The organism is Comamonas sp. JNW (genome assembly GCF_003105075.1).
Taxonomy (GTDB): domain Bacteria; phylum Pseudomonadota; class Gammaproteobacteria; order Burkholderiales; family Burkholderiaceae_C; genus Comamonas; species Comamonas squillarum.
Genome location: NZ_QETI01000015.1, coordinates 111,000 through 128,308, shown reverse-complemented (window position 1 = coordinate 128,308; position 17,309 = coordinate 111,000). Strand labels below are relative to the sequence as shown.

Annotated in this window: 17 protein-coding genes and 1 pseudogene; 9 read left to right on the top strand and 9 right to left on the bottom strand. The window is 63.5% G+C overall.

The annotated features are described in order from the left end of the window. The 4 genes and pseudogenes from DCO45_RS19165 to DCO45_RS19150 form a co-directional block, all read right to left on the bottom strand. A pseudogene (locus DCO45_RS19165) lies at nucleotides 1-98 on the bottom strand (electron transfer flavoprotein subunit beta/FixA family protein); the annotation flags it as partial. Nucleotides 99-300: 202 nt separating this feature from the next. After that, nucleotides 301-1,575, bottom strand: coding sequence for a mechanosensitive ion channel domain-containing protein (locus tag DCO45_RS19160; protein WP_116927308.1), 1,275 nt, complete (start codon nucleotides 1,573-1,575; stop codon nucleotides 301-303). A 139-nt stretch (nucleotides 1,576-1,714) separates the two neighbouring features. After that, nucleotides 1,715-2,494, bottom strand: coding sequence for an enoyl-CoA hydratase (locus tag DCO45_RS19155; RefSeq protein ID WP_116927307.1), 780 nt, complete (start codon nucleotides 2,492-2,494; stop codon nucleotides 1,715-1,717). A gap of 23 nt (nucleotides 2,495-2,517) precedes the next feature. Further along, a complete protein-coding gene (locus tag DCO45_RS19150; protein ID WP_232539566.1) occupies nucleotides 2,518-3,471 on the bottom strand; it encodes a histone deacetylase family protein in 954 nt (317 codons plus the stop codon). Nucleotides 3,472-3,514: 43 nt separating this feature from the next. On the opposite strand from DCO45_RS19150, the gene DCO45_RS19145 reads away from it, so the two are divergent. The 4 genes from DCO45_RS19145 (at nucleotide 3,515) to mltB (ending at nucleotide 8,781) form a co-directional block, all read left to right on the top strand. After that, the gene (locus DCO45_RS19145; RefSeq protein WP_116927305.1) at nucleotides 3,515-4,435 is read left to right on the top strand and encodes a MoxR family ATPase; all 921 of its coding nucleotides are present in this window, start codon (nucleotides 3,515-3,517) and stop codon (nucleotides 4,433-4,435) included. Between the two features lie 67 nt (nucleotides 4,436-4,502). Beyond that, a complete protein-coding gene (locus tag DCO45_RS19140; protein WP_116927304.1) occupies nucleotides 4,503-5,450 on the top strand; it encodes a DUF58 domain-containing protein in 948 nt (315 codons plus the stop codon). Nucleotides 5,451-5,460: 10 nt separating this feature from the next. Beyond that, nucleotides 5,461-7,545: a DUF3488 and transglutaminase-like domain-containing protein gene (locus tag DCO45_RS19135; RefSeq protein WP_116927303.1), complete on the top strand. Its 2,085-nt coding sequence runs from the start codon at nucleotides 5,461-5,463 to the stop codon at nucleotides 7,543-7,545. Nucleotides 7,546-7,551: 6 nt separating this feature from the next. Continuing rightward, nucleotides 7,552-8,781, top strand: a complete 1,230-nt coding sequence (mltB, locus tag DCO45_RS19130; protein ID WP_116927302.1) for a lytic murein transglycosylase B — start codon at nucleotides 7,552-7,554, stop codon at nucleotides 8,779-8,781. Here mltB and DCO45_RS22780 read toward each other — a convergent pair. Next, complete coding sequence (locus tag DCO45_RS22780; RefSeq protein WP_133248206.1) at nucleotides 8,768-8,947, bottom strand: hypothetical protein; 180 nt, start codon at nucleotides 8,945-8,947, stop codon at nucleotides 8,768-8,770. The genes mltB and DCO45_RS22780 overlap by 14 nt on opposite strands. Here DCO45_RS22780 and DCO45_RS19125 point away from each other — a divergent pair. Beyond that, nucleotides 8,940-9,311, top strand: a complete 372-nt coding sequence (locus DCO45_RS19125; RefSeq protein ID WP_116927301.1) for an Hsp20/alpha crystallin family protein — start codon at nucleotides 8,940-8,942, stop codon at nucleotides 9,309-9,311. The genes DCO45_RS22780 and DCO45_RS19125 overlap by 8 nt on opposite strands. Nucleotides 9,312-9,401: 90 nt before the next feature. On the opposite strand, the gene tsaD is transcribed toward DCO45_RS19125, so the two are convergent. Then, nucleotides 9,402-10,472 (bottom strand): tRNA (adenosine(37)-N6)-threonylcarbamoyltransferase complex transferase subunit TsaD, encoded by a 1,071-nt coding sequence (gene tsaD, locus DCO45_RS19120; RefSeq protein ID WP_116927300.1) that lies wholly within the window; start codon nucleotides 10,470-10,472, stop codon nucleotides 9,402-9,404. A gap of 92 nt (nucleotides 10,473-10,564) precedes the next feature. Then, on the bottom strand, nucleotides 10,565-11,302 hold the full coding sequence (locus DCO45_RS19115; protein WP_116927299.1) for a DUF937 domain-containing protein: 738 nt from the start codon (nucleotides 11,300-11,302) through the stop codon (nucleotides 10,565-10,567). A gap of 215 nt (nucleotides 11,303-11,517) precedes the next feature. Between DCO45_RS19115 and ybiB the strand changes: the two genes are divergently transcribed. The 3 genes from ybiB to DCO45_RS19100 all read left to right on the top strand — a co-directional run bounded on the left by ybiB (nucleotide 11,518) and on the right by DCO45_RS19100 (nucleotide 14,601). Next, nucleotides 11,518-12,456 (top strand): DNA-binding protein YbiB, encoded by a 939-nt coding sequence (ybiB, locus tag DCO45_RS19110; RefSeq protein WP_116927298.1) that lies wholly within the window; start codon nucleotides 11,518-11,520, stop codon nucleotides 12,454-12,456. Then, nucleotides 12,449-13,345 (top strand): uroporphyrinogen-III C-methyltransferase, encoded by an 897-nt coding sequence (gene cobA / locus DCO45_RS19105; RefSeq protein WP_116927297.1) that lies wholly within the window; start codon nucleotides 12,449-12,451, stop codon nucleotides 13,343-13,345. The genes ybiB and cobA overlap by 8 nt, the downstream gene beginning before the upstream one ends. A gap of 71 nt (nucleotides 13,346-13,416) precedes the next feature. After that, nucleotides 13,417-14,601 carry a glycerophosphodiester phosphodiesterase family protein gene (locus DCO45_RS19100; protein ID WP_116927296.1) on the top strand — a complete coding sequence of 395 codons (1,185 nt, stop codon included), beginning with the start codon at nucleotides 13,417-13,419 and terminating at the stop codon, nucleotides 14,599-14,601. 194 nt (nucleotides 14,602-14,795) lie between these two features. On the opposite strand, the gene DCO45_RS19095 is transcribed toward DCO45_RS19100, so the two are convergent. Continuing rightward, on the bottom strand, nucleotides 14,796-15,281 hold the full coding sequence (locus DCO45_RS19095) for an acyl-CoA thioesterase (protein WP_116927295.1): 486 nt from the start codon (nucleotides 15,279-15,281) through the stop codon (nucleotides 14,796-14,798). A 156-nt stretch (nucleotides 15,282-15,437) separates the two neighbouring features. Further along, on the bottom strand, nucleotides 15,438-15,761 hold the full coding sequence (locus DCO45_RS19090) for an FHA domain-containing protein (RefSeq protein WP_116927294.1): 324 nt from the start codon (nucleotides 15,759-15,761) through the stop codon (nucleotides 15,438-15,440). 763 nt (nucleotides 15,762-16,524) lie between these two features. Between DCO45_RS19090 and DCO45_RS19085 the strand changes: the two genes are divergently transcribed. Then, a complete protein-coding gene (locus tag DCO45_RS19085) occupies nucleotides 16,525-16,959 on the top strand; it encodes a hypothetical protein (protein ID WP_243419426.1) in 435 nt (144 codons plus the stop codon). The last annotated feature ends 350 nt before the right edge of the window (nucleotides 16,960-17,309 follow it).

Genomic DNA, 17,309 nt, shown 5'->3' with positions numbered 1-17,309 from the left:
ATCTTCACATTCGCAATGTCCACTCCCGAGCCATCGCTCTTGACGCGCACCTTGACGTTGTAGTCCACCACGCGTTTGACGGGTACCAGTACTTTCATAAACCTCGACTCCTGAGTTGTTCAATAGGTTTGCGCCAGTGGCGGCGCGTTGGCGCGGCCACTCAGCCATGGGCATGGATCAGGCCATCATCGCACAAAAACAGCACGGTCGTGCTTTTTTATGACCAGACGAGCCATAACGACCAATTATCGGCGCATCGCTGCGCAGCAGCCTCCATTTTCCGCACAAGTTGGCGGTTCATCAGCCCTGGCTGGCAGGTATTGCACCGCCGCTATTGTTCTGGATATGCAAAACACGTTGCGGGAACGGAATCTCGATGCTGGCAGCGCGCAGGCCCTCGAGCACGGCGATATTGACCGCCGACTTCACATTGGCCTGGCCGTTCATCGGATCGTTGATGTAAAAGCTCAGGCTGAACTCCAGCCCGTCGGGCGCGAAATTCACCAGAAACACCGAGGGTTCGGGCTTTTCCAGCACCCGGGCCTGCGCCAGTGCTGCGCTCTTCAAGACCTCGCGCACCTGCGCGACATCGCTGTCTGCGCCCACGACAATCTGGGTGGTCAGATTGAACTTCTGGTCGGCATCGGTGAGGTTTTCCACCCGCTGGGTGATCAAGGTCTCATTGGGGACAATCGATTCGCGCCCGTTGGATGCGCGAATCACCGTGTAGCGCGTGCGGATGTCAGTGATGCGGCCTTCAAAACCGTCAACGCGCACGTTGTCGCCAATGCGCAAGGCGCGCTCGATCAGCACCAAAAAGCCGCTGACATAGTTGGAGGCGATCTTCTGCATGCCAAAGCCCAGGCCGACCCCGAAGGCACCGCCCAGCACCGACAGCGCCGTCAGATCGACCCCGACCAGTGACAGCGCCACCAGCAGGCCGACCGTGATCAGCAGCATGCGTGTGAGATTGACGGCCATCTTGCGCATCGACAGGTCCTTGACCATGTCGTCGATCACGCGTTGCTCGAAGGTGGTCGAAATCCACAGTACCACCAGCATCACCATGCCCACCGATATCGCCCCCTGGAACAGCTCCAGTACCGAGATCGACGTCTTGCCAAAGGCGAACTGCACAGCGTCGAGTTGCGCCATCACCTGCGGCAGCACACCCAGAATCCCCAGCACCGCCACGCCCCAGGCCAGCCACGAGAAGATCCGCTCAATCAGGCGCACCACGGTGGAGTTGGGAAAGGTCTTGGCCAGCACCCGGGCCACCAGGCGAATCACCGCCAGCGACAGCAAAATCTGCACCGCCAGCCGCAGCAAAAACACCGGCTGGTAATGCTCCACCACCATGCGGGCAGCGGCCGTCATCAGCAATGCCATCAGCGGAAACAGCGCCCCGCCCCAGGCCGTCTTGCCAAACCAGACTGAAGGCTTGCCATCGTCGCGGTGGCGGTAAAAGCTGCGCGTGAGCAACCAGGCCAGGCCCAGGCAAATCACGAGAACAGCCAGCTCCTGCCAGGTGCTGGCCTGTTCAAAGTCCTGTAGTAAACGATCAAAGATATCCATGCGCCGGTCTCATAGAGTCAAAAAAAAGCATAGGCGCGAGCATATGCTGGTTTCGTACCCTATCACCGATGGCGCGCTGGCGTTTGTAGGACCGGCCGACATCCTAGACGGACTTGGCCCTGCCGGATGCGCACGGGATTCAGGACCAGACCGGCTTGCGCTTTTGCGCAAAGGCCTGCGCGCCTTCCTGCGCGTTGCTGTCCATCATGTTGGAGGCCATGCACTGGCTCGCCACCTGGTAGGCCGCTTCGATGCCCAGCTCGCGCTGCTGGTAGACGAGGGCCTTGCCCATGCGCACGGCCGCAGCGGGTTTGCTGACAATGGCCGCGACCAGCTTTTCCAGCTCGGCATCGAGCTGCTCGGGCGCGGCCACCCGGTTGACCAGGCCCTGGGCCAGCGCCTGCTCGGCGCTGATGAATTCGCCCGTCAGCAGCATCTCCATCGCCTGCTTGATGGGCATGTTGCGCACCAGGGGCACGCTGGGCGTGGCGCAGAACAGGCCGTACTGGATGCCGCTGGTGGCAAAGCTCGCCTCGCTGCTGGCAACGGCCAGGTCACACTGCGCCACCAACTGGCAGCCGGCTGCAGTCGCCATGCCCTGCACACGCGCGATCACGGGCACCGGCAGCTTCTGGATCGCCATCATCACCTGGCTGCAGCGGTTGAACAGGTCCTGGTACCAGGCGCGGTCCGGGTGGGCCGCCATGTCCTTGAGGTTGTGGCCCGCGCAAAAGGCCCGGCCCTGCGCGGCCAGCACCACCAGCCGCACCGATGGATCCTGCGCAATCGCCGCCAGCGCGGCGCGCAAGGCCGCCAGCATCTCATCGCCCAGCGCATTGAAGCGCGCCGCATCATTCATGCACAAGGTCACCACACCGCGCGCATCGCGGCTGTGCACAAGCAAGTTGCAGTCCGTCATGGGTCCGGGTCCTCAAAAGGTGTTTACAGATCGGCGAGCACGCGGATGTGGGCTTCCACACTGGCTGCCAGCGGCGTCATCACATAGCCGCCTTCCAGACAGGAGACGATGCGGCCTTTGCTAAAGCGCCGTGCAATGTCCTTGATGCGGTGGGTGATCCAGGCGTAGTCGGCCTCGACCATGCCCAGCTGGCCCATGTCGTCTTCGCGGTGGGCATCAAAGCCGGCGCTGATGAAGACCATCTCGGGCTTGAACTCTTCGAGGCGCGGGATCCAGTAGGTCTCGACAATCTCGCGGATGTCCATGCCCTTGGTGTATGCCGGCACCGGCACATTGAGCATATTGGCCGCCGGGTCCTTGTCGCCCGAATGCGGGTAGAAGGGGTGCTGGAATATGCCCACCATCAGAATGTGCGGGTCGCCTGCGCAGATGTCCTCGGTGCCATTGCCGTGGTGCACATCAAAGTCGACAATCGCCACGCGCTTGAGCTGGTGGCGCATCAGCGCATACTTGGCAGCCACCGCGACATTGTTGAAAAAACAAAAGCCCATGGCCTGCTTGCGCGTGGCATGGTGGCCCGGCGGGCGCACGGCGCAAAAGGCGTTTTCCATCTCGCCGCTGATGACGGCATCGGTCGCAGCCAGAGCCGCGCCACAGGCGCGCAATGCGGCATTCCAGGTGGCACCGTTGACGGCAGTGTCGGTGTCCAGCATCAAGGTTGCGGGGCCGCCAATGGCCTGGTTATCGGCCGCCATCTCGGACAGGCCGCGTATCGATGCGATATGCAGGCGCTCATGGCCCAGTTCCAGATCGGACATGCTGGCCTTGGGGGCGTCGCGCCGCTCCAACGCGTCCCCCACCCCAGTGATCAGCAAGCGGTCTTCAATCGCATCCAGGCGTGCAGCGCATTCCGGGTGGGCAGGCCCCATGTCGTGCAGCCAACAGTCACGGTGGCTGAAATAACCTGTCTTGGACACAGTTTTCGTCTCCTTAACTGCCTTTGTCGTTTATTGTGCTGGTATGCAGACACAGCACACCATACAAAAATTATTGACTCAGCTTAACACGGTGATTGTGGGGAAACCGGCGCAGGTTCAGGATTGTCTGACTTGTTTGCTGGCGGGAGGACATCTGCTGATTGAAGACGTACCGGGCGTGGGCAAGACCACGCTGTCGCATGCGCTGGCCCGCACCTTGGGGCTGCAGTTTGCGCGGGTGCAATTCACTGCAGACCTGATGCCCAGCGACTTGATCGGCGTATCGGTCTATGAGCGCGAGCAGCAGGCCTTTGTGTTTCATCCCGGCCCCGTATTCACCCAGGTTTTGCTGGCCGACGAGATCAACCGCGCCAGCCCCAAGACGCAAAGCGCGCTTCTGGAGGCGATGGAAGAAAAGCAGGTCACGGTCGAAGGCGCCACGCGCCCACTGCCCCAGCCTTTCTTTGTCATCGCCACCCAGAACCCGCTCGACCAGCTGGGCACCTATGCGCTGCCCGAGAGCCAGCTCGACCGCTTTTTGATGCGTATCTCGCTGGGCTACCCCGACCAGGCGGCAGAGTTCCAGCTGCTGGCCGGCCAGGGCCACCGCGACATCGCCAACCAGTTGCCTGCGCTCACTTCGGCCGTCGAGCTGAAGTTCCTGCAGCAGGAAGTGACCAGCGTGCGCGCCAGCGATGCACTGATCCACTATGTGCAGGCGCTGATCGCTGCCACGCGCTCGGGCCAGTGGTTTGTGCAAGGCCTGTCCCCGCGCGCAGGCATTGGCCTCATCCGGGCCGCCAAGGCGCAGGCCTTGATCCAGGGCCGCGACTATGTGGCGCCCGATGATGTGCAGGCGATCCTGCCGCAGACCACCGCACACCGGCTGGTGCCGGTCAGCACCTCGGGGCGCAGCGCGGTCGAGCAGGTGCGCGCGATGATGGACAGCGTGGCGCTGCAGTAGCGTGAGTGCGCCCCCAGCGGCTTCAGGGCAGCCCCGCAACCGCCCTGTTCAGCGGCTTGGCCAGCGCATGCGCCAGTGGTGGCTGGCCCAGTTGCCCAGCGCCAGCCGCCATGCCATCAGCCGCCGCAACCTCTACCTGCTGCCCACGCGTGCCGGTTGGATGCTGGCGCTCACCTTGCTGGTGCTGCTGGTGACCAGCATCAACTTTCAGCTCAACCTGGGCTTTTTGCTGACCTTCATGCTCACCGGCGCGGCGCTGGTGTCGGTGGGTATCGGCTACCGCAATCTGCTGGGTCTGCAGCTGGAGCTGCATGCCCCCGAGGCGCAATTTGCCGGTCAGCCGCTGCGCCTGGATCTGCGCCTGGACAACCCCAGCCGGCGCGCCCGCTATGCACTGGGCATACGCCACTACCAAGGCCATGAACTGAGCCTGGTGGACGCCCCGCCCCAAGCCACCACCCCCATGCAACTGAGCACGCAGGCCCAGCAGCGTGGCTACCAAAGCCTGCCTGCGGTGCTGGTCGAGACCCGCTTTCCACTCGGCGTCTTTCGCATGTGGACCGTCTTTAGAACCACTGAAAAAGCGCTGGTCTACCCCAGCCCCGAATCCCACCCGCCCCCCTTGCCTTTGGGCCTGGCCGATGCCGGCAGCGGCAGCAGCACCAGCCTGCGGGCCAGCAGTGGGGAGTTCGATGGCGTGCGCAGCTACCGGCGCGGCGACCCGCTCAAGCTGGTGGTCTGGAAGAAAGCGGCGACCTCGCTGGCCACGGGCAATGGCCATTTCGTCGTGCGCGACAACCAGCACCAGGCGCAGCAGGACCTGTGGCTCGATGCCAGCCACTGCGGCCTGGCAGAGCGAGAGGCCCAGCTCTCGCGCCTGACCGCCTGGGTGCTGATGGCCGACCAGCAAGGCCTGCGCTACGGACTGCGGTTGGGAGCGGCCAATGCCGAGCAAGCCGCTGACAGCGGTCCCGCCCACCGCCAGGCCTGCCTGCGCGCACTGGCGCTGGCCTAGGAGCAGCACGATGCCCTCTGTTTTCAACCCTGCCCACACCGCAGGCGCGAGCCGCTGGTCCAGCCTGCCACGCGAGGCGCGCGACACCCTCTTTTTGCTGGCCGTTGTGGGCTGGATACTGCTGCCGCTGACGGCCACCTTGCCGCTGTGGGCCTCGGCGCTCGCCTATGCCTTGCTCGCCTGGCGCGGCCGCATTGCGCTTTTGCAAAAACCGCTGCCCGGCCGCTGGCAGCTGCTGGCCTTACTGGTGCTGGTCGTTGGTCTGACCTTGTTCAGCTACCGCACCATCTTGGGCGCCGATGCCGGCGTCACGCTGGTCAGCATGCTGCTGACACTCAAGACCATGGAGCTGCGTGCCAAGCGCGATGCGATGGTCATTTTCTTCCTGGGCTTTTTTGCGCTGATTGCCAATTTCCTGCATTCGCAATCGCTGCTGACAGCCTTGGCCATTGCCATGGGCCTGGTGGGCTTGCTCACCGCGCTAGTCCATGCGCATATGCCCGTGGGGCAACCATCGCTCAAGTTTGCAGCGGGCCTGTCGCTCAAGATGGTGGCCATTGGCGCGCCACTCACGCTGGCGCTGTTTGTGCTCTTCCCGCGCATGGCGCCGCTCTGGGGGGTGCCCCAGAATCCGACGGCCAAGACCGGCCTGTCTGATGAGATGACCGTGGGCTCGGTGGCATCGCTGGCCCAGGACGAGGGCATTGCGTTTCGCGTCAAGTTCGACACACCGCAAAACCGGCCGCCCCCCGCCAACCAGCTGTACTGGCGCGGGCCGGTGCTGTCCGATTTCGATGGCACGACCTGGCGCGCGACGCCCAGCTTTCGCAATCCCGACGACCGGATGTTTGCCGACATCCGCACCGAAGGCGAGGCACTGCGCTACGAGCTGACCCTGGAGCCGCACCAAAAGCCCTGGCTGCTGACCTTGGACCTGACCCGAGAGGCGCCCGTGCTGCCACGCGGCCGCGCCTACAGCACCGGCGATCTGCAGTGGCTCAGCAACCGGCCCATCACCGAGGTGACCCGCATCGCGGTGGAGAGCCACACGCGCTACCAGTTTGGCATGCAGGCGGGCAAGCGCGAGCTGGCCTTCAACCGCCGGCTGCCAGCGAGCAGCAACCCGCGCACCCAGGCCTGGGTGGCGCAGCTGAGCGCCGAGGTGGGCGAGCGCCCCGACCGCAGCGCCCAACTGGTGCAGCGCCTGCTGGGGCAGCTGCGCAGCGGCGGCTACACCTATACGCTGGACCCGGGCGTCTACACAGGCCAGGCGGCCGACCAGTTCTGGTTCGACCGCAAAGAAGGCTTTTGCGAGCATATTTCCGCCGCCTTTGTGATTGCACTGCGCAGCGCCGGCGTGCCCGCGCGCATTGTGACCGGCTACCAAGGGGGCGAAGCCAACAGCGTCGACGGCTACTGGACCGTGCGCCAGGCCGATGCCCATGCCTGGGCTGAAGTGTGGCTGGGCGAAGAACAAGGCTGGGTGCGCTTTGATCCAACCGGCGCAGTGAGCCCTGGCCGTGTCGGGGCTGCACAGCGCCTCAACACCCCCAACTTCATGGGGTTCAGTGTCAGCAATGCCGCCACCATCAACGGGCTGCAGCGCATGCGCGCAGTCTGGGAGGCGGTCAACAACAGCTGGAACCAGTGGGTGCTGAGCTACACCCAGCGCGAGCAAATGGACATGCTCAGCAAGCTGGGCCTGTCCAGCCCCAACTGGATGGATCTGGTGCGCATTCTGGGTGGCCTGGTGCTGGCGGCGGCCATCATCGTGGTGCTGGCCCTGCAGTACCAGCGCAGGCGCACAGACCCCTGGCTGGCCCTGCTGGGCCTGGCGCGCAAACGGCTGCGCCAGGCCGGCCTGCCCGAGGCTGCGCAGGGCCATGCGGCCACGCCACGCGCGCTGGCCCGCATGCTGCACGCCCAGGCACCCGAGGTGGCACCCGCCTTTGGCCAATGGCTCAAGGCCATGGAGCGCCAGCGCTACGCGCATGCCACCGGCGAGTCAGCGCCCAAGGCCGAGCTGGCAGCGCTTCGCAAACAATTACGACTTCTGCCCTGGTCCCGCCTGCGGGCCCTGGCAAACAAGGTATAAAACCCCATGCACCGAATTCTTCAGACCACTGTGGCCCTGCTTTGCGCCGGCCTGTGCGCAACGGGCGCCTACGCACAAAAGAACACGACCAACAAGGCCCGCAGCGCTGACTCCGCCCCCACCGCATCCAGCTATGCCAACCGGCCCGAGGCCGAAGCCTTTGTCCGCGAAGTCGCCGAGCGCCGCCATATCGATGAGGCCTGGCTGCGCGCCAGCATCAAGCAAGCCCGCTTCAACGCCACCGTGCAGCGCCTGATGACGCCGCGCACGGGGCCCGCTGGCGTCAAGAACTGGCGCGGCTACCGCAGCCGCTTTGTCGAGCCGATCCGCATACGCGCCGGCCTGCGCTTCTGGAACGAGAACGCCGCCACGCTGGCCCGTGCCGAGCAGACCTATGGGGTGCCGGCTGAGTACATCGTCGGCATCATCGGGGTCGAGACCATCTATGGCCAGCAGATGGGCAACTTTACCGTGGTCGATGCGCTGGCCACCTTGGCCTTTGACTATCCCGCCAGCCACCCGCGCGCGGCCGACCGGGCCAAGTATTTCCGGGGCGAACTGGAGCAGTTTCTTGCCACGGCCTACCTCACTGACAGCAACCCCTTCGATACGGTGGGCAGCTATGCCGGCGCCATGGGCATGCCCCAGTTCATGCCAACCAGCTGGTCCAACTACGCGGTCGATTTTGATGGTGACGGCAAGATCAACCTGTTTGGCAGCACGGCCGATGCGATCGGCTCGGTGGCCAACTACTTTGTCGCCCATGGCTGGCAACGCGGCATGCCGGCTTACTACGATGTGCAGGTGAACAGCACACCGGCACAGCTGGAGACCTTGCTCGCGCCGGATATCAAACCCAGCTTCAGCGCCGCCGAGATGGCCGCGCTGGGCCTGCGCATCCAGGCGCCAGGCGACCAGCACACAGGCCCGCTGGCGCTGATCGAGCTGCCCAACGCGAGCGCTGCGACCCAGTACGTGGTGGGCACGCCCAACTTCTACACCATCACGCGCTACAACCTGTCCAGCTTTTACGCGATGTCGGTGGTTGAGCTGGGTCAGGCGATTGCGCGTGCGCGCAGCGGTGCGCCCGCAGCGACGGACAGCGAGCCCGGCACGCCCGAGCCGAGCAGCGAGACCAGCAACTCCCCGACTGCCGAAGCGGCCGCCAAGGCCTATCTGCGCAGCAAGGCGCGCCAGCAGCGCACGCCCGACCCGGCCAATTTCAGCGCACCTTGATCGCTGGCCGGGCAATCCATATGGACGTGATCTGCAGGCTTTCAAGGCCTGCATTGCAAAAATAAAAGCCAGCAATTTTCTCTTGAAATTGCGGCTTCTTCATCCAACTATCAGTCATCGAGCAGCAAACCCGCTGCCCTGTTTCACAAGGATTGAAGATGATCATGACCCCTCTGATGCACCGCTCGGCCTACGCTGTCTCCCCATCCGCGATGGATGCCGCCTTGCAGCGTTTTCTGCAAGCCACTACCACGGGCACCACGAGCCAGGACACCGTGCAGCAAGACGGCTCCGTGTTCAGCATCGGCATCGATGTGCCCGGCCTGTCGCGCGAACAGCTGCGCATTGAGCTGCAGGACAAGACCGTGCGGCTGACCAGCATCGAAGGCGCACCACGCAGCATCCAGCGCGCCTGGAAGCTGCCTGCCAGCATCGATGCCGCAGCGTCCAAGGCCAGCCTGGAAAACGGCGTGCTGACCCTGGTGCTGAGCACCACCCAGCCAGCGACCCAAACCTTGGCGATTGCATAAGATCAGCGCAAGCACACCCACCGAGCAAAAGGGGCCTGAAAAGGCCCCTTTTGATTGCGTCACCGGTACATGACCAGCGCCAGTGACCGTCTATGCCGCAGTGGCGGGAGCCGGCGGCTGCTGCACGATGGCATCAAGCGGCCAGCGCGGCTTGACGTCAAAGGCATAGACCTTCTCGGCCTGCTGTTGCCCCGCTTCGATGCGCATGGCAGCCGCCATCGCAATCATCGCGCCATTGTCAGTGCACAGGTGCAGCTCGGGGTAGTGCACGCGGATGCCACGCTTGCGGCAGGCGTCGTTGAGCTGCTCGCGCAGCAGCCGGTTGGCCCCCACGCCGCCGGCGACCACCACGCGCTGCATGCCGGTCTCCTTCAGCGCATTCAGGGTCTTTTTCACCAGCACATCCACAATGGCCGCCTGGGTCGATGCGGCCAAGTCCGCCTTGCGTGCCTCCAGGCCATCGCCGAGCTTTTTGGCCTGGGTCAGCACGGCGGTTTTCAGGCCAGCAAAGGAGAAATCCAAATCGCCGCTGTGCAGCAGCGGACGCGGCAGCTTGAAGGCCTCCGGGTCGCCGCCCTGCGCCAGGCGGGACAGCTCGGGCCCGCCGGGGTATGGCAGGCCCAGCAGCTTGGCCGATTTGTCAAAGGCCTCGCCTGCTGCGTCATCGATGGTCTCGCCCAGAATCTGGTAGCGGCCAACGCCGTCCACGCGCATCAGCTGCGTGTGCCCCCCAGAAACCAGCAGGGCCACAAAGGGGAACTCGGGCGGGTCTTCGCTCAAAAACGGCGAGAGCAAATGGCCTTCGAGGTGGTGCACGCCCAGCACCGGCTTGTCCAGCGCAGCAGCCATGGCGCAGGCCACGCCTGAGCCCACCAGCAAGGCGCCCGCGAGCCCCGGGCCACGGGTAAAGGCAATCGCATCGATCTGCGCGAGCGTGCAGCCCGCGTCATCGAGCACTTTTTGTGTGAGCGGCAGCACGCGGCGGATATGGTCGCGGCTGGCCAGCTCAGGCACGACACCGCCGTAGGCGCGGTGCATCTCGATCTGGCTGTAGAGCGCATGGCTCAGCAACTCAGGCACCGTACCTGGGCCACGGGTGCGCACCAGGGCCACGCCGGTTTCATCACAGGAGGATTCGATCCCCAATATCAGCTCAGTCATGGGGCCAAAGTGTAGGCGCTCTGGGCCGCTTTTGCGCCCGGGGGCGGGGCTACCCTGGCGGGCCGCCAGGGTTTGCCGCTTGGGCAATGGGCTCAGCGCTTGCCGCCCAGCAGCGAGCCACCAATCTTCATCAGGTCGCTGACATCGAGTTTGCCGTCGCCATTCTGGTCCAGCAGCGAGCCCAGCAAGCCGCCACCCAGGCCGCCTTGCTGCTGCACCTGGGCTTTTTCCTGGCCCAGCGCATTGCCCAGCTGCGAGGAGTTGAGGCCACCCGACATGACGCGCTGCGCCAGGAACGACATCACCAGCGGTGCCAGCATCTTGAGCAGGTTGCCGGCATTGGCCCCCAAGCCTGTGGCCTGGCCTAGACTGGCCGAGGCCTGGTCTTGCTGGCCGCCAAAGATATGGCCCAGAATGCTGGCGCCATCCAGAGCCGCAGGCGATGCGGAACCGGCACCGGAGCCCGCAGCAGCGCCGCCGCCCAAAGCGCCACCGAGCACACTGCCCAGCATGCCACCCAAACCGCCCATGCCACCGGCTTGCGCCCCACCGCCACCACCCAACAGCGAGCCCAGCAGCCCGCCCAGGTCAGGGCCTGCGCCAGCACCGCCTGCAGCGCCGTGGTCACGCTGCAGTGCTTCGAACAAGGCACTGGCGCCGCCCGCGCTTTGCGCGTTGTTGCCCAGTGCGCCCAGCATCATCGGCACGGCCGCCTGCACGGCCTGCTCGGTCTGGGCCTCGCTCTGGCCCAGGCTTTGGGCCATCTGCTGGATCGGTGCGCCCTGCAGTTGCGCGAGGAGCTCATCGACCATAGAGGGAGATGCGGACATGTTCTTTCCTTTCAAAAGCCCAAAGGGCGTGGCACAGAATGCAGATAGTAGACGTTCAGCATGGCCGTGCAATACACAGGGGCGCAAATCTTCGTTAACCGGAACCATCTGCTGGCGCAGGCTCGGCATACCCGAGATGCCGGATGGGCTGATTTTTCTTATTACTTCCGTATATATAAAACCTAAAATAATGGGTGAACGCATTTTTTACTGCCATGGCCATACAGCACTACATCAAGGAAATCGGGCGCGGCGCACGCGGCGCCAAAGCCCTCAGCCGCGTCGAGGCCAGCGATGTGATGGCGCAGATACTCGATGGCCGGGTCAGCGACTATGAAATCGGCGCCTTTTGCATTGCCATGCGCATCAAAGGGGAAACGGCCGAAGAGATGTGCGGCCTCTGGGATGCCGTGCATGCGCGCATCGCCCGCTTTCACAGCCCAGCCGCCTTGCCCACCGTGGTGCTGCCCAGCTACAACGGCGCGCGCCGCCTGCCCACCTTGACCCCGCTGCTGGCCTTGATCCTGGCGCGCGAAGGCCTGCCGGTGCTGGTGCATGGCATGCAGACTGAAGCGAGCCGCATCTCGGCCTTTGCGGTGTTCGAGCGCCTGGGGTTAGTGCCCCGCGCGCAGACTGGCACCATTGCCGCATCGGAAGTGGCCTTGGTGCACACCGCCACCTTGCTGCCCGCGCTGGCCAAGCTGCTGGCGGTGCGCCAGCTCATCGGCCTGCGCAACCCGGGGCATAGCATTGCCAAGCTGCTGCAGCCAGTGCAAGGACCGGCCGTCTTGCTGGGCAGCTACACGCACCCGGAATACCTGCCGATGCTGCAAGCCACCTTGGCCGAGCTGCAGACGAATGCCCTGCTCTCGCGCGGGCTGGAGGGCGAAGTCTGCGCCGACCCGCGCCGCAGCCCCCAGTACGACGGCTTTGTCGCAGGCCAGCACCATTTGCTGCAGGCACGCAGCAGCGGCACCGACAGCCAGGTGCCCGGCTTGCCCAGCGAGCGCGATGCGGACACCACCGCGCGCTACACCGAGGCCGTGCTGGCCGGCCAATTGCCGGTGCCCGCCGCCTTGGCCCAGCAAGTGGAACATGTGCTGGCCATCGCCCAACAAACACAACCAGCTCCCCAAGCCTCCCACCATGACTGACAGCAGCCTGCCCTCTCTTACTGCACGCCCGCCGGCTGATGCGCCATTGCCAGGCCAGGGCCAGTGCACCCTGGTCGGTGCCGGCCCGGGCGACCCGGACTTGCTCACCATCGCTGCCGCCAAGGCTTTGCAGCGCGCCACCGTGCTGTTGGTGGACGACCTGGTCAATGATGCCGTGCTGCAGTGGGCGCCCGCTAGTGCCCGCATCGTCCATGTGGGCAAGCGCGGCGGCTGCCAGAGCACGCCCCAGGCCTTCATCCAGCGCCTGATGCTGCAGGAAGTGCAAGCCGGTGAGAACGTGGTGCGGCTCAAAGGCGGCGACCCCTTTATCTTTGGCCGGGGCGGTGAAGAGGTGGAGTTTTTGCGCGCCCACGGCATCGAGCCGCGCATCATCAATGGCGTGACCGCCGGGCTCGCCGCGCTGACCAGCCTGGGCGCCCCCTTGACCCACCGCGACCATGCGCAGGGCGTGGTGTTCATCACGGGCCACGCCAAGCCAGGCGGACAAGGCCCCGATTGGGCGCAACTGGCGCGCACGGCGCACGATGCACGCCTGACCCTGGTGATCTACATGGGTGTGGCCAGTGCCGAGGCGATCAGCCAGGGCCTGGGCAGCGGCTTGCCTGCCGATACGCCGGTGGCCATCGTGCAGCATGCCAGCCTGCCCCAGCAGCGCCATGCAATCACCGACCTGGCACATTTGCCCGCCACGATGGCCCGCGACAAGCTGGCCAGTCCCAGCATCATCGTCGTGGGCGATGTGGTGCAGTGCGTGGCACTGGCGGCCCAGGCAAGCCGTACCATCGGTCCAGCAGGCCACCGAGATTTCTCCGAGATTTGCGGATACGATAGCCATTCGAGCGTGGAAGACAGGGCATCCATAGCGTAAAGTAATTGATCTTTACATATGCACAGATTGTTTCTCCACGTCCCAACCATAAGACGAGGAGCACCTAGCATATGCAAAGACAACGTACCTGGCGCCTGTGCGCCGCGGCCCTGGCGATCACCGCACTGACCGCCTGCAAGACCGAATTGGGCCCGGGCGACGGTGGTGGCACCAACCCCAATCCCAAGCCCTATCCCACGCTCGACGGCAATGCACCGCAAAGCTTTTCCCTCAGCAGCATCGACGGCAAGGCCGCCAATACCACCGAGAGCTTTGATGCCGCCGTCGCCCAGGATGCCAACTTCATCGCTGTCGACCTGGTGATGAGCAAGGACGGCGAATTGGTCGCCCTGGCCTCGCCCGACATCACTGATATCACCGACGTCTCCAGCCGCAGCGTCTATGCCAACCGCAAGACCTTGCGCCTGATCGATGGGCAGTCGCGCCAAGGCTGGTTTGCCTCTGACTTCACCCTGGTGGAGCTGCAAAGCCTGCGCGCCAAACTGCCCGCATCCACCACGCCACCGGTCGGCGCCAACAATGGCCGGATCCTGTCTCTCAATGATGTGATCGCCTACGCCAAGCGCCAGCGCAAGACGGTCGGCCTCTATCTGCAGACCTTGAACCCCACCTACCACAGCCAGCTGGGCCTGGCGATGGAAGACAAGCTGCTGGCGGCCTTCACCGCCGCGGGCTACACCCAGGAAACGGCACCGGTGATCGTGCGCTCGTTGGAAGTCGCCCACCTCAAGACCTTGCGCGCCAAAACCCAGGTTCGGCTGGTGCAGATGATCAATGGCAATCCGGAGCTTGCAGCTGACGGCAGCATCCTTCTGTCGGCACCCAATGCACAGCCCTATGACTTCACGATGGCCGGCGTCTCGACCACCTATGCCCAGATGGTGACTGCCGACGGCCTGGCCCAGATCAAGACCTATGCCAACGGCATCTCGCCGTGGAAGCCTTACGTCATCTCCGCCCGCTACCTGGACAAGAATGGTGATGGCCAGCCCGATGACCTGAATAACGACGGAAAGTGGGACTACCGCGACCGCGAAACGATGCCGCCTACCAACCTGGTCACGCTGGCGCACGCGGCCAAGCTCTTTGTCCACCCCTGGGCCTACCGCAACGACGCCACCCTGCTGGCCAGCGACTTCAAGGGCAAGGTGGCGGCCGAGTACAAGCTGTTCTATGAAGTGGGCGTGGATGGCGTGTTCAGCGACAGCCCCAGCGACGCCAACAAGGCACGCTAAGCGGCGTAGCCGGCGCGGATCAAGACCTGACAGGACCTGATCCATCCGATGCAGGCAGTCCCTCAGTGGCGCTGCCCACCAGGAAAGAGAAAAAGGCAAGGTTCAACCCTTGCCTTTTTCCATGGAACCGTTGCGTATCGCCCAGCAAAACCGGGCCCAACGCCTCGCAGCGATACGGGCCGAGGGGCCAGGCGTCAGCCGGTCTGGCGCGTTGTCTGCGCAAAACGGCGTGCCAGCTCCTTGCGCAGTTCCTTGCGCGTCAGCGCTGCGTCCCAGCGGCGCTTCTCATCATCGGTCTCCGGCTGCAACGGCGGCACGGGCACCGGCTTGCGCTGGTCGTCCACCGCCACCATCGTGAAAAAGCAGCTGTTGACATGGCGCACGCTGCGCTCACGGATGTTCTCGGCCACCACCTTGATGCCGATCTCCATCGACGAGGTTCCGGTGTAGTTGACGCTGGCGTAGAACGACACCAGCTCGCCCACATGGATGGGCTCCAAAAACATCACCTGGTCCACGCTCAAGGTCACCACATAGCGCCCCGCATAGCGGCTTGCGCAGGAGTAGGCCACGTTGTCGAGCTCGCGCAAAATGGCGCCGCCGTGCACATTGCCCGAGAAATTTGCCATGTCCGGAGACATCAGCACCGTCATCGTGAGTTGGTGGTGAGGTAAACGCATGGGGATGATTGTAGGCAGCGCAGCAGACAGCGGAATGCAGCGGTTGCAAACCCCTGAGCCCACTCGGAAATGCGGCGCACCCGGTCTGCCATCGCGATGCAAGCTGCATACCGGGCTGGACCTCGCGCATGCCAACGCCAGCCCAGCGCGCCGCACTCATCCGGCATAGGCATTGCGCGGTTGCTCAGAGCCATGCTTTACAAAGACCTTGTAGCAGCCAATGAGGACGTAATCGCCAGAGTAGAGCACCTTGCGGCGCATGCGCATGCCATTGACGAAGATGCCGTTCATGCTGTGGTGGTCCTCTACCGACAGCACGCCCGCGCGGTAGTAGAAGGCGCCGTGGTCGCGGCTGACCGCAGGGTTGTCCAGGCAGATGGCATTGCCAGCGCCTCGGCCAAAGGTCGTGTAACCGCTTTTCAGAATCAGCGAATGAAGCACCACCCTGTGCGTGATGAAAACAAGGACTTCGGGCAACATATTCCACCTCCTCCGTCCGACCGGATCACCGGTCGGCACCGCAATCCCAGCATGCAGCTAGAACAAATTATCAATCGATTTATAAGAATAGATTGATAATAAATTACAACCCGGATGGATAGCACGAAGCGCTAGGGAATATCCCGAGGTATCAATTTTCTCTATCGCCTGGCAAGACGTACTTTTTGCAGCCAAGAAGGCATGGCACGAGCAGCCAGCACGACACACCCGCTGACATAAAACGCGCCTTGATGGCTGGGATGCGGCCGCTGCGACCGGCTAGGTGGCGGCAGCACTCAGGCGTGAGTCGCCAGAACCGGTAGCGACGAAGATGAGGCGATGCTGCGCATGCTTGGCGCCGCCATGTCATTTGTCGATGGCAGCTTTGGCAAGCGCACCGGGCGCTGAACATCGAACACACACAGCAAAATGCGCCAGAGAATAGACATCAGTGCGTCTATCCATTTGGAGAGCGCTGTCCATCCCAGGGAGCTCCGCATGCCCCTAACTCGACCGCTGATGACGCATATGCCTGCTGATCGCCCTTCACCTCCCTCAGGCCGTTTTTCCTTTTTGATATGTCGAACACGCAGTGGAACGTCACCCCGCCACCGTAAAATCTTCAGGTTAAACGCGGCGCATCTCGTGGCGATCACAACCCATTCAGAAAAAGGGGCAGGATGACTTGGCATTGATTAACTGTAACGAATGCGGCAAGCAGATTAGCGACCAGGCGTCTAGCTGTCCTCATTGCGGAGCGCCCGTGGCAGGCAATCCAGCAGCGCCATCAGTAGCAGCACCATCAGTAGCCGCCTCATCCTTGGCTGCAGAGACGGTCAAAAATCCGTCGACGTTCAAGTACATCCTCTACGGAACATTCGTTGTCGTTGTCGCAATCAGTTGCATGAGCGGGGGCAAAACGAGCAATACCCCGCGTGAGTTCAACGCAAACGAAGCCATATTCTTGTGCCAACACGCGATAAAGCAGGTGTCCAGGGATCCAGAGAAAGCCGAGGTTCCATTGGTGTCCAACGTTGGCTCTGGTGATGAATATGTGTTTGTGTGGGGGCCGCAAACAAAGCTCACGCGCTTACGCAATGGACTTGGGCTTGAGGTTGGCGTACCAGCCGTATGCAAGGTCAGCCACACCAAAAAGAATATGACCTCCCTCTCAGTCGATGGCAAAACGATCTTCTGACGTGCAAATCTCCAAGTGAACCGCCTCCGGGCGGTTTTTTGTTGGTCGGGGCATCCCTGTTCATGGCCCGCACAGTTCAGCTGGCGCTCCATGTCTACCGGTTGAAGTGTTTGTGGCTGGTCGAAAACCCCAGCCCGCATCGGTGCTGCGCATGGCGCCTATCCTGCAGGCCTTTTAGCCCGCGCGCCGCCATAGCAGCTTCGCCCAGCCTTGGTCTTCCAGGCCTTCCTGAACGTCGGGGAAGATCCGTTTGTCCTGACCCACCCCGCCAGAGATGCCCTACTGAGCAGCTCACGGCTGGCACCTGGCCGAACGCAGCAGACAGAAGGGGCATTCCGTGGAATGCATTT

Coding starts and splice junctions, on each gene's coding strand:
- DCO45_RS19160 (WP_116927308.1), bottom strand. CDS start 1,575: ATGGATATCTTTGATCGTTTACTACAGGACTTTGAACAGGCCAGCACC.
- DCO45_RS19155 (WP_116927307.1), bottom strand. CDS start 2,494: ATGACGGACTGCAACTTGCTTGTGCACAGCCGCGATGCGCGCGGTGTG.
- DCO45_RS19145 (WP_116927305.1), top strand. CDS start 3,515: ATGCAGACACAGCACACCATACAAAAATTATTGACTCAGCTTAACACG.
- DCO45_RS19140 (WP_116927304.1), top strand. CDS start 4,503: ATGCGCCAGTGGTGGCTGGCCCAGTTGCCCAGCGCCAGCCGCCATGCC.
- DCO45_RS19135 (WP_116927303.1), top strand. CDS start 5,461: ATGCCCTCTGTTTTCAACCCTGCCCACACCGCAGGCGCGAGCCGCTGG.
- mltB (WP_116927302.1), top strand. CDS start 7,552: ATGCACCGAATTCTTCAGACCACTGTGGCCCTGCTTTGCGCCGGCCTG.
- DCO45_RS19125 (WP_116927301.1), top strand. CDS start 8,940: ATGATCATGACCCCTCTGATGCACCGCTCGGCCTACGCTGTCTCCCCA.
- DCO45_RS22780 (WP_133248206.1), bottom strand. CDS start 8,947: ATGATCATCTTCAATCCTTGTGAAACAGGGCAGCGGGTTTGCTGCTCG.
- tsaD (WP_116927300.1), bottom strand. CDS start 10,472: ATGACTGAGCTGATATTGGGGATCGAATCCTCCTGTGATGAAACCGGC.
- DCO45_RS19115 (WP_116927299.1), bottom strand. CDS start 11,302: ATGTCCGCATCTCCCTCTATGGTCGATGAGCTCCTCGCGCAACTGCAG.
- ybiB (WP_116927298.1), top strand. CDS start 11,518: ATGGCCATACAGCACTACATCAAGGAAATCGGGCGCGGCGCACGCGGC.
- cobA (WP_116927297.1), top strand. CDS start 12,449: ATGACTGACAGCAGCCTGCCCTCTCTTACTGCACGCCCGCCGGCTGAT.
- DCO45_RS19100 (WP_116927296.1), top strand. CDS start 13,417: ATGCAAAGACAACGTACCTGGCGCCTGTGCGCCGCGGCCCTGGCGATC.
- DCO45_RS19095 (WP_116927295.1), bottom strand. CDS start 15,281: ATGCGTTTACCTCACCACCAACTCACGATGACGGTGCTGATGTCTCCG.
- DCO45_RS19090 (WP_116927294.1), bottom strand. CDS start 15,761: ATGTTGCCCGAAGTCCTTGTTTTCATCACGCACAGGGTGGTGCTTCAT.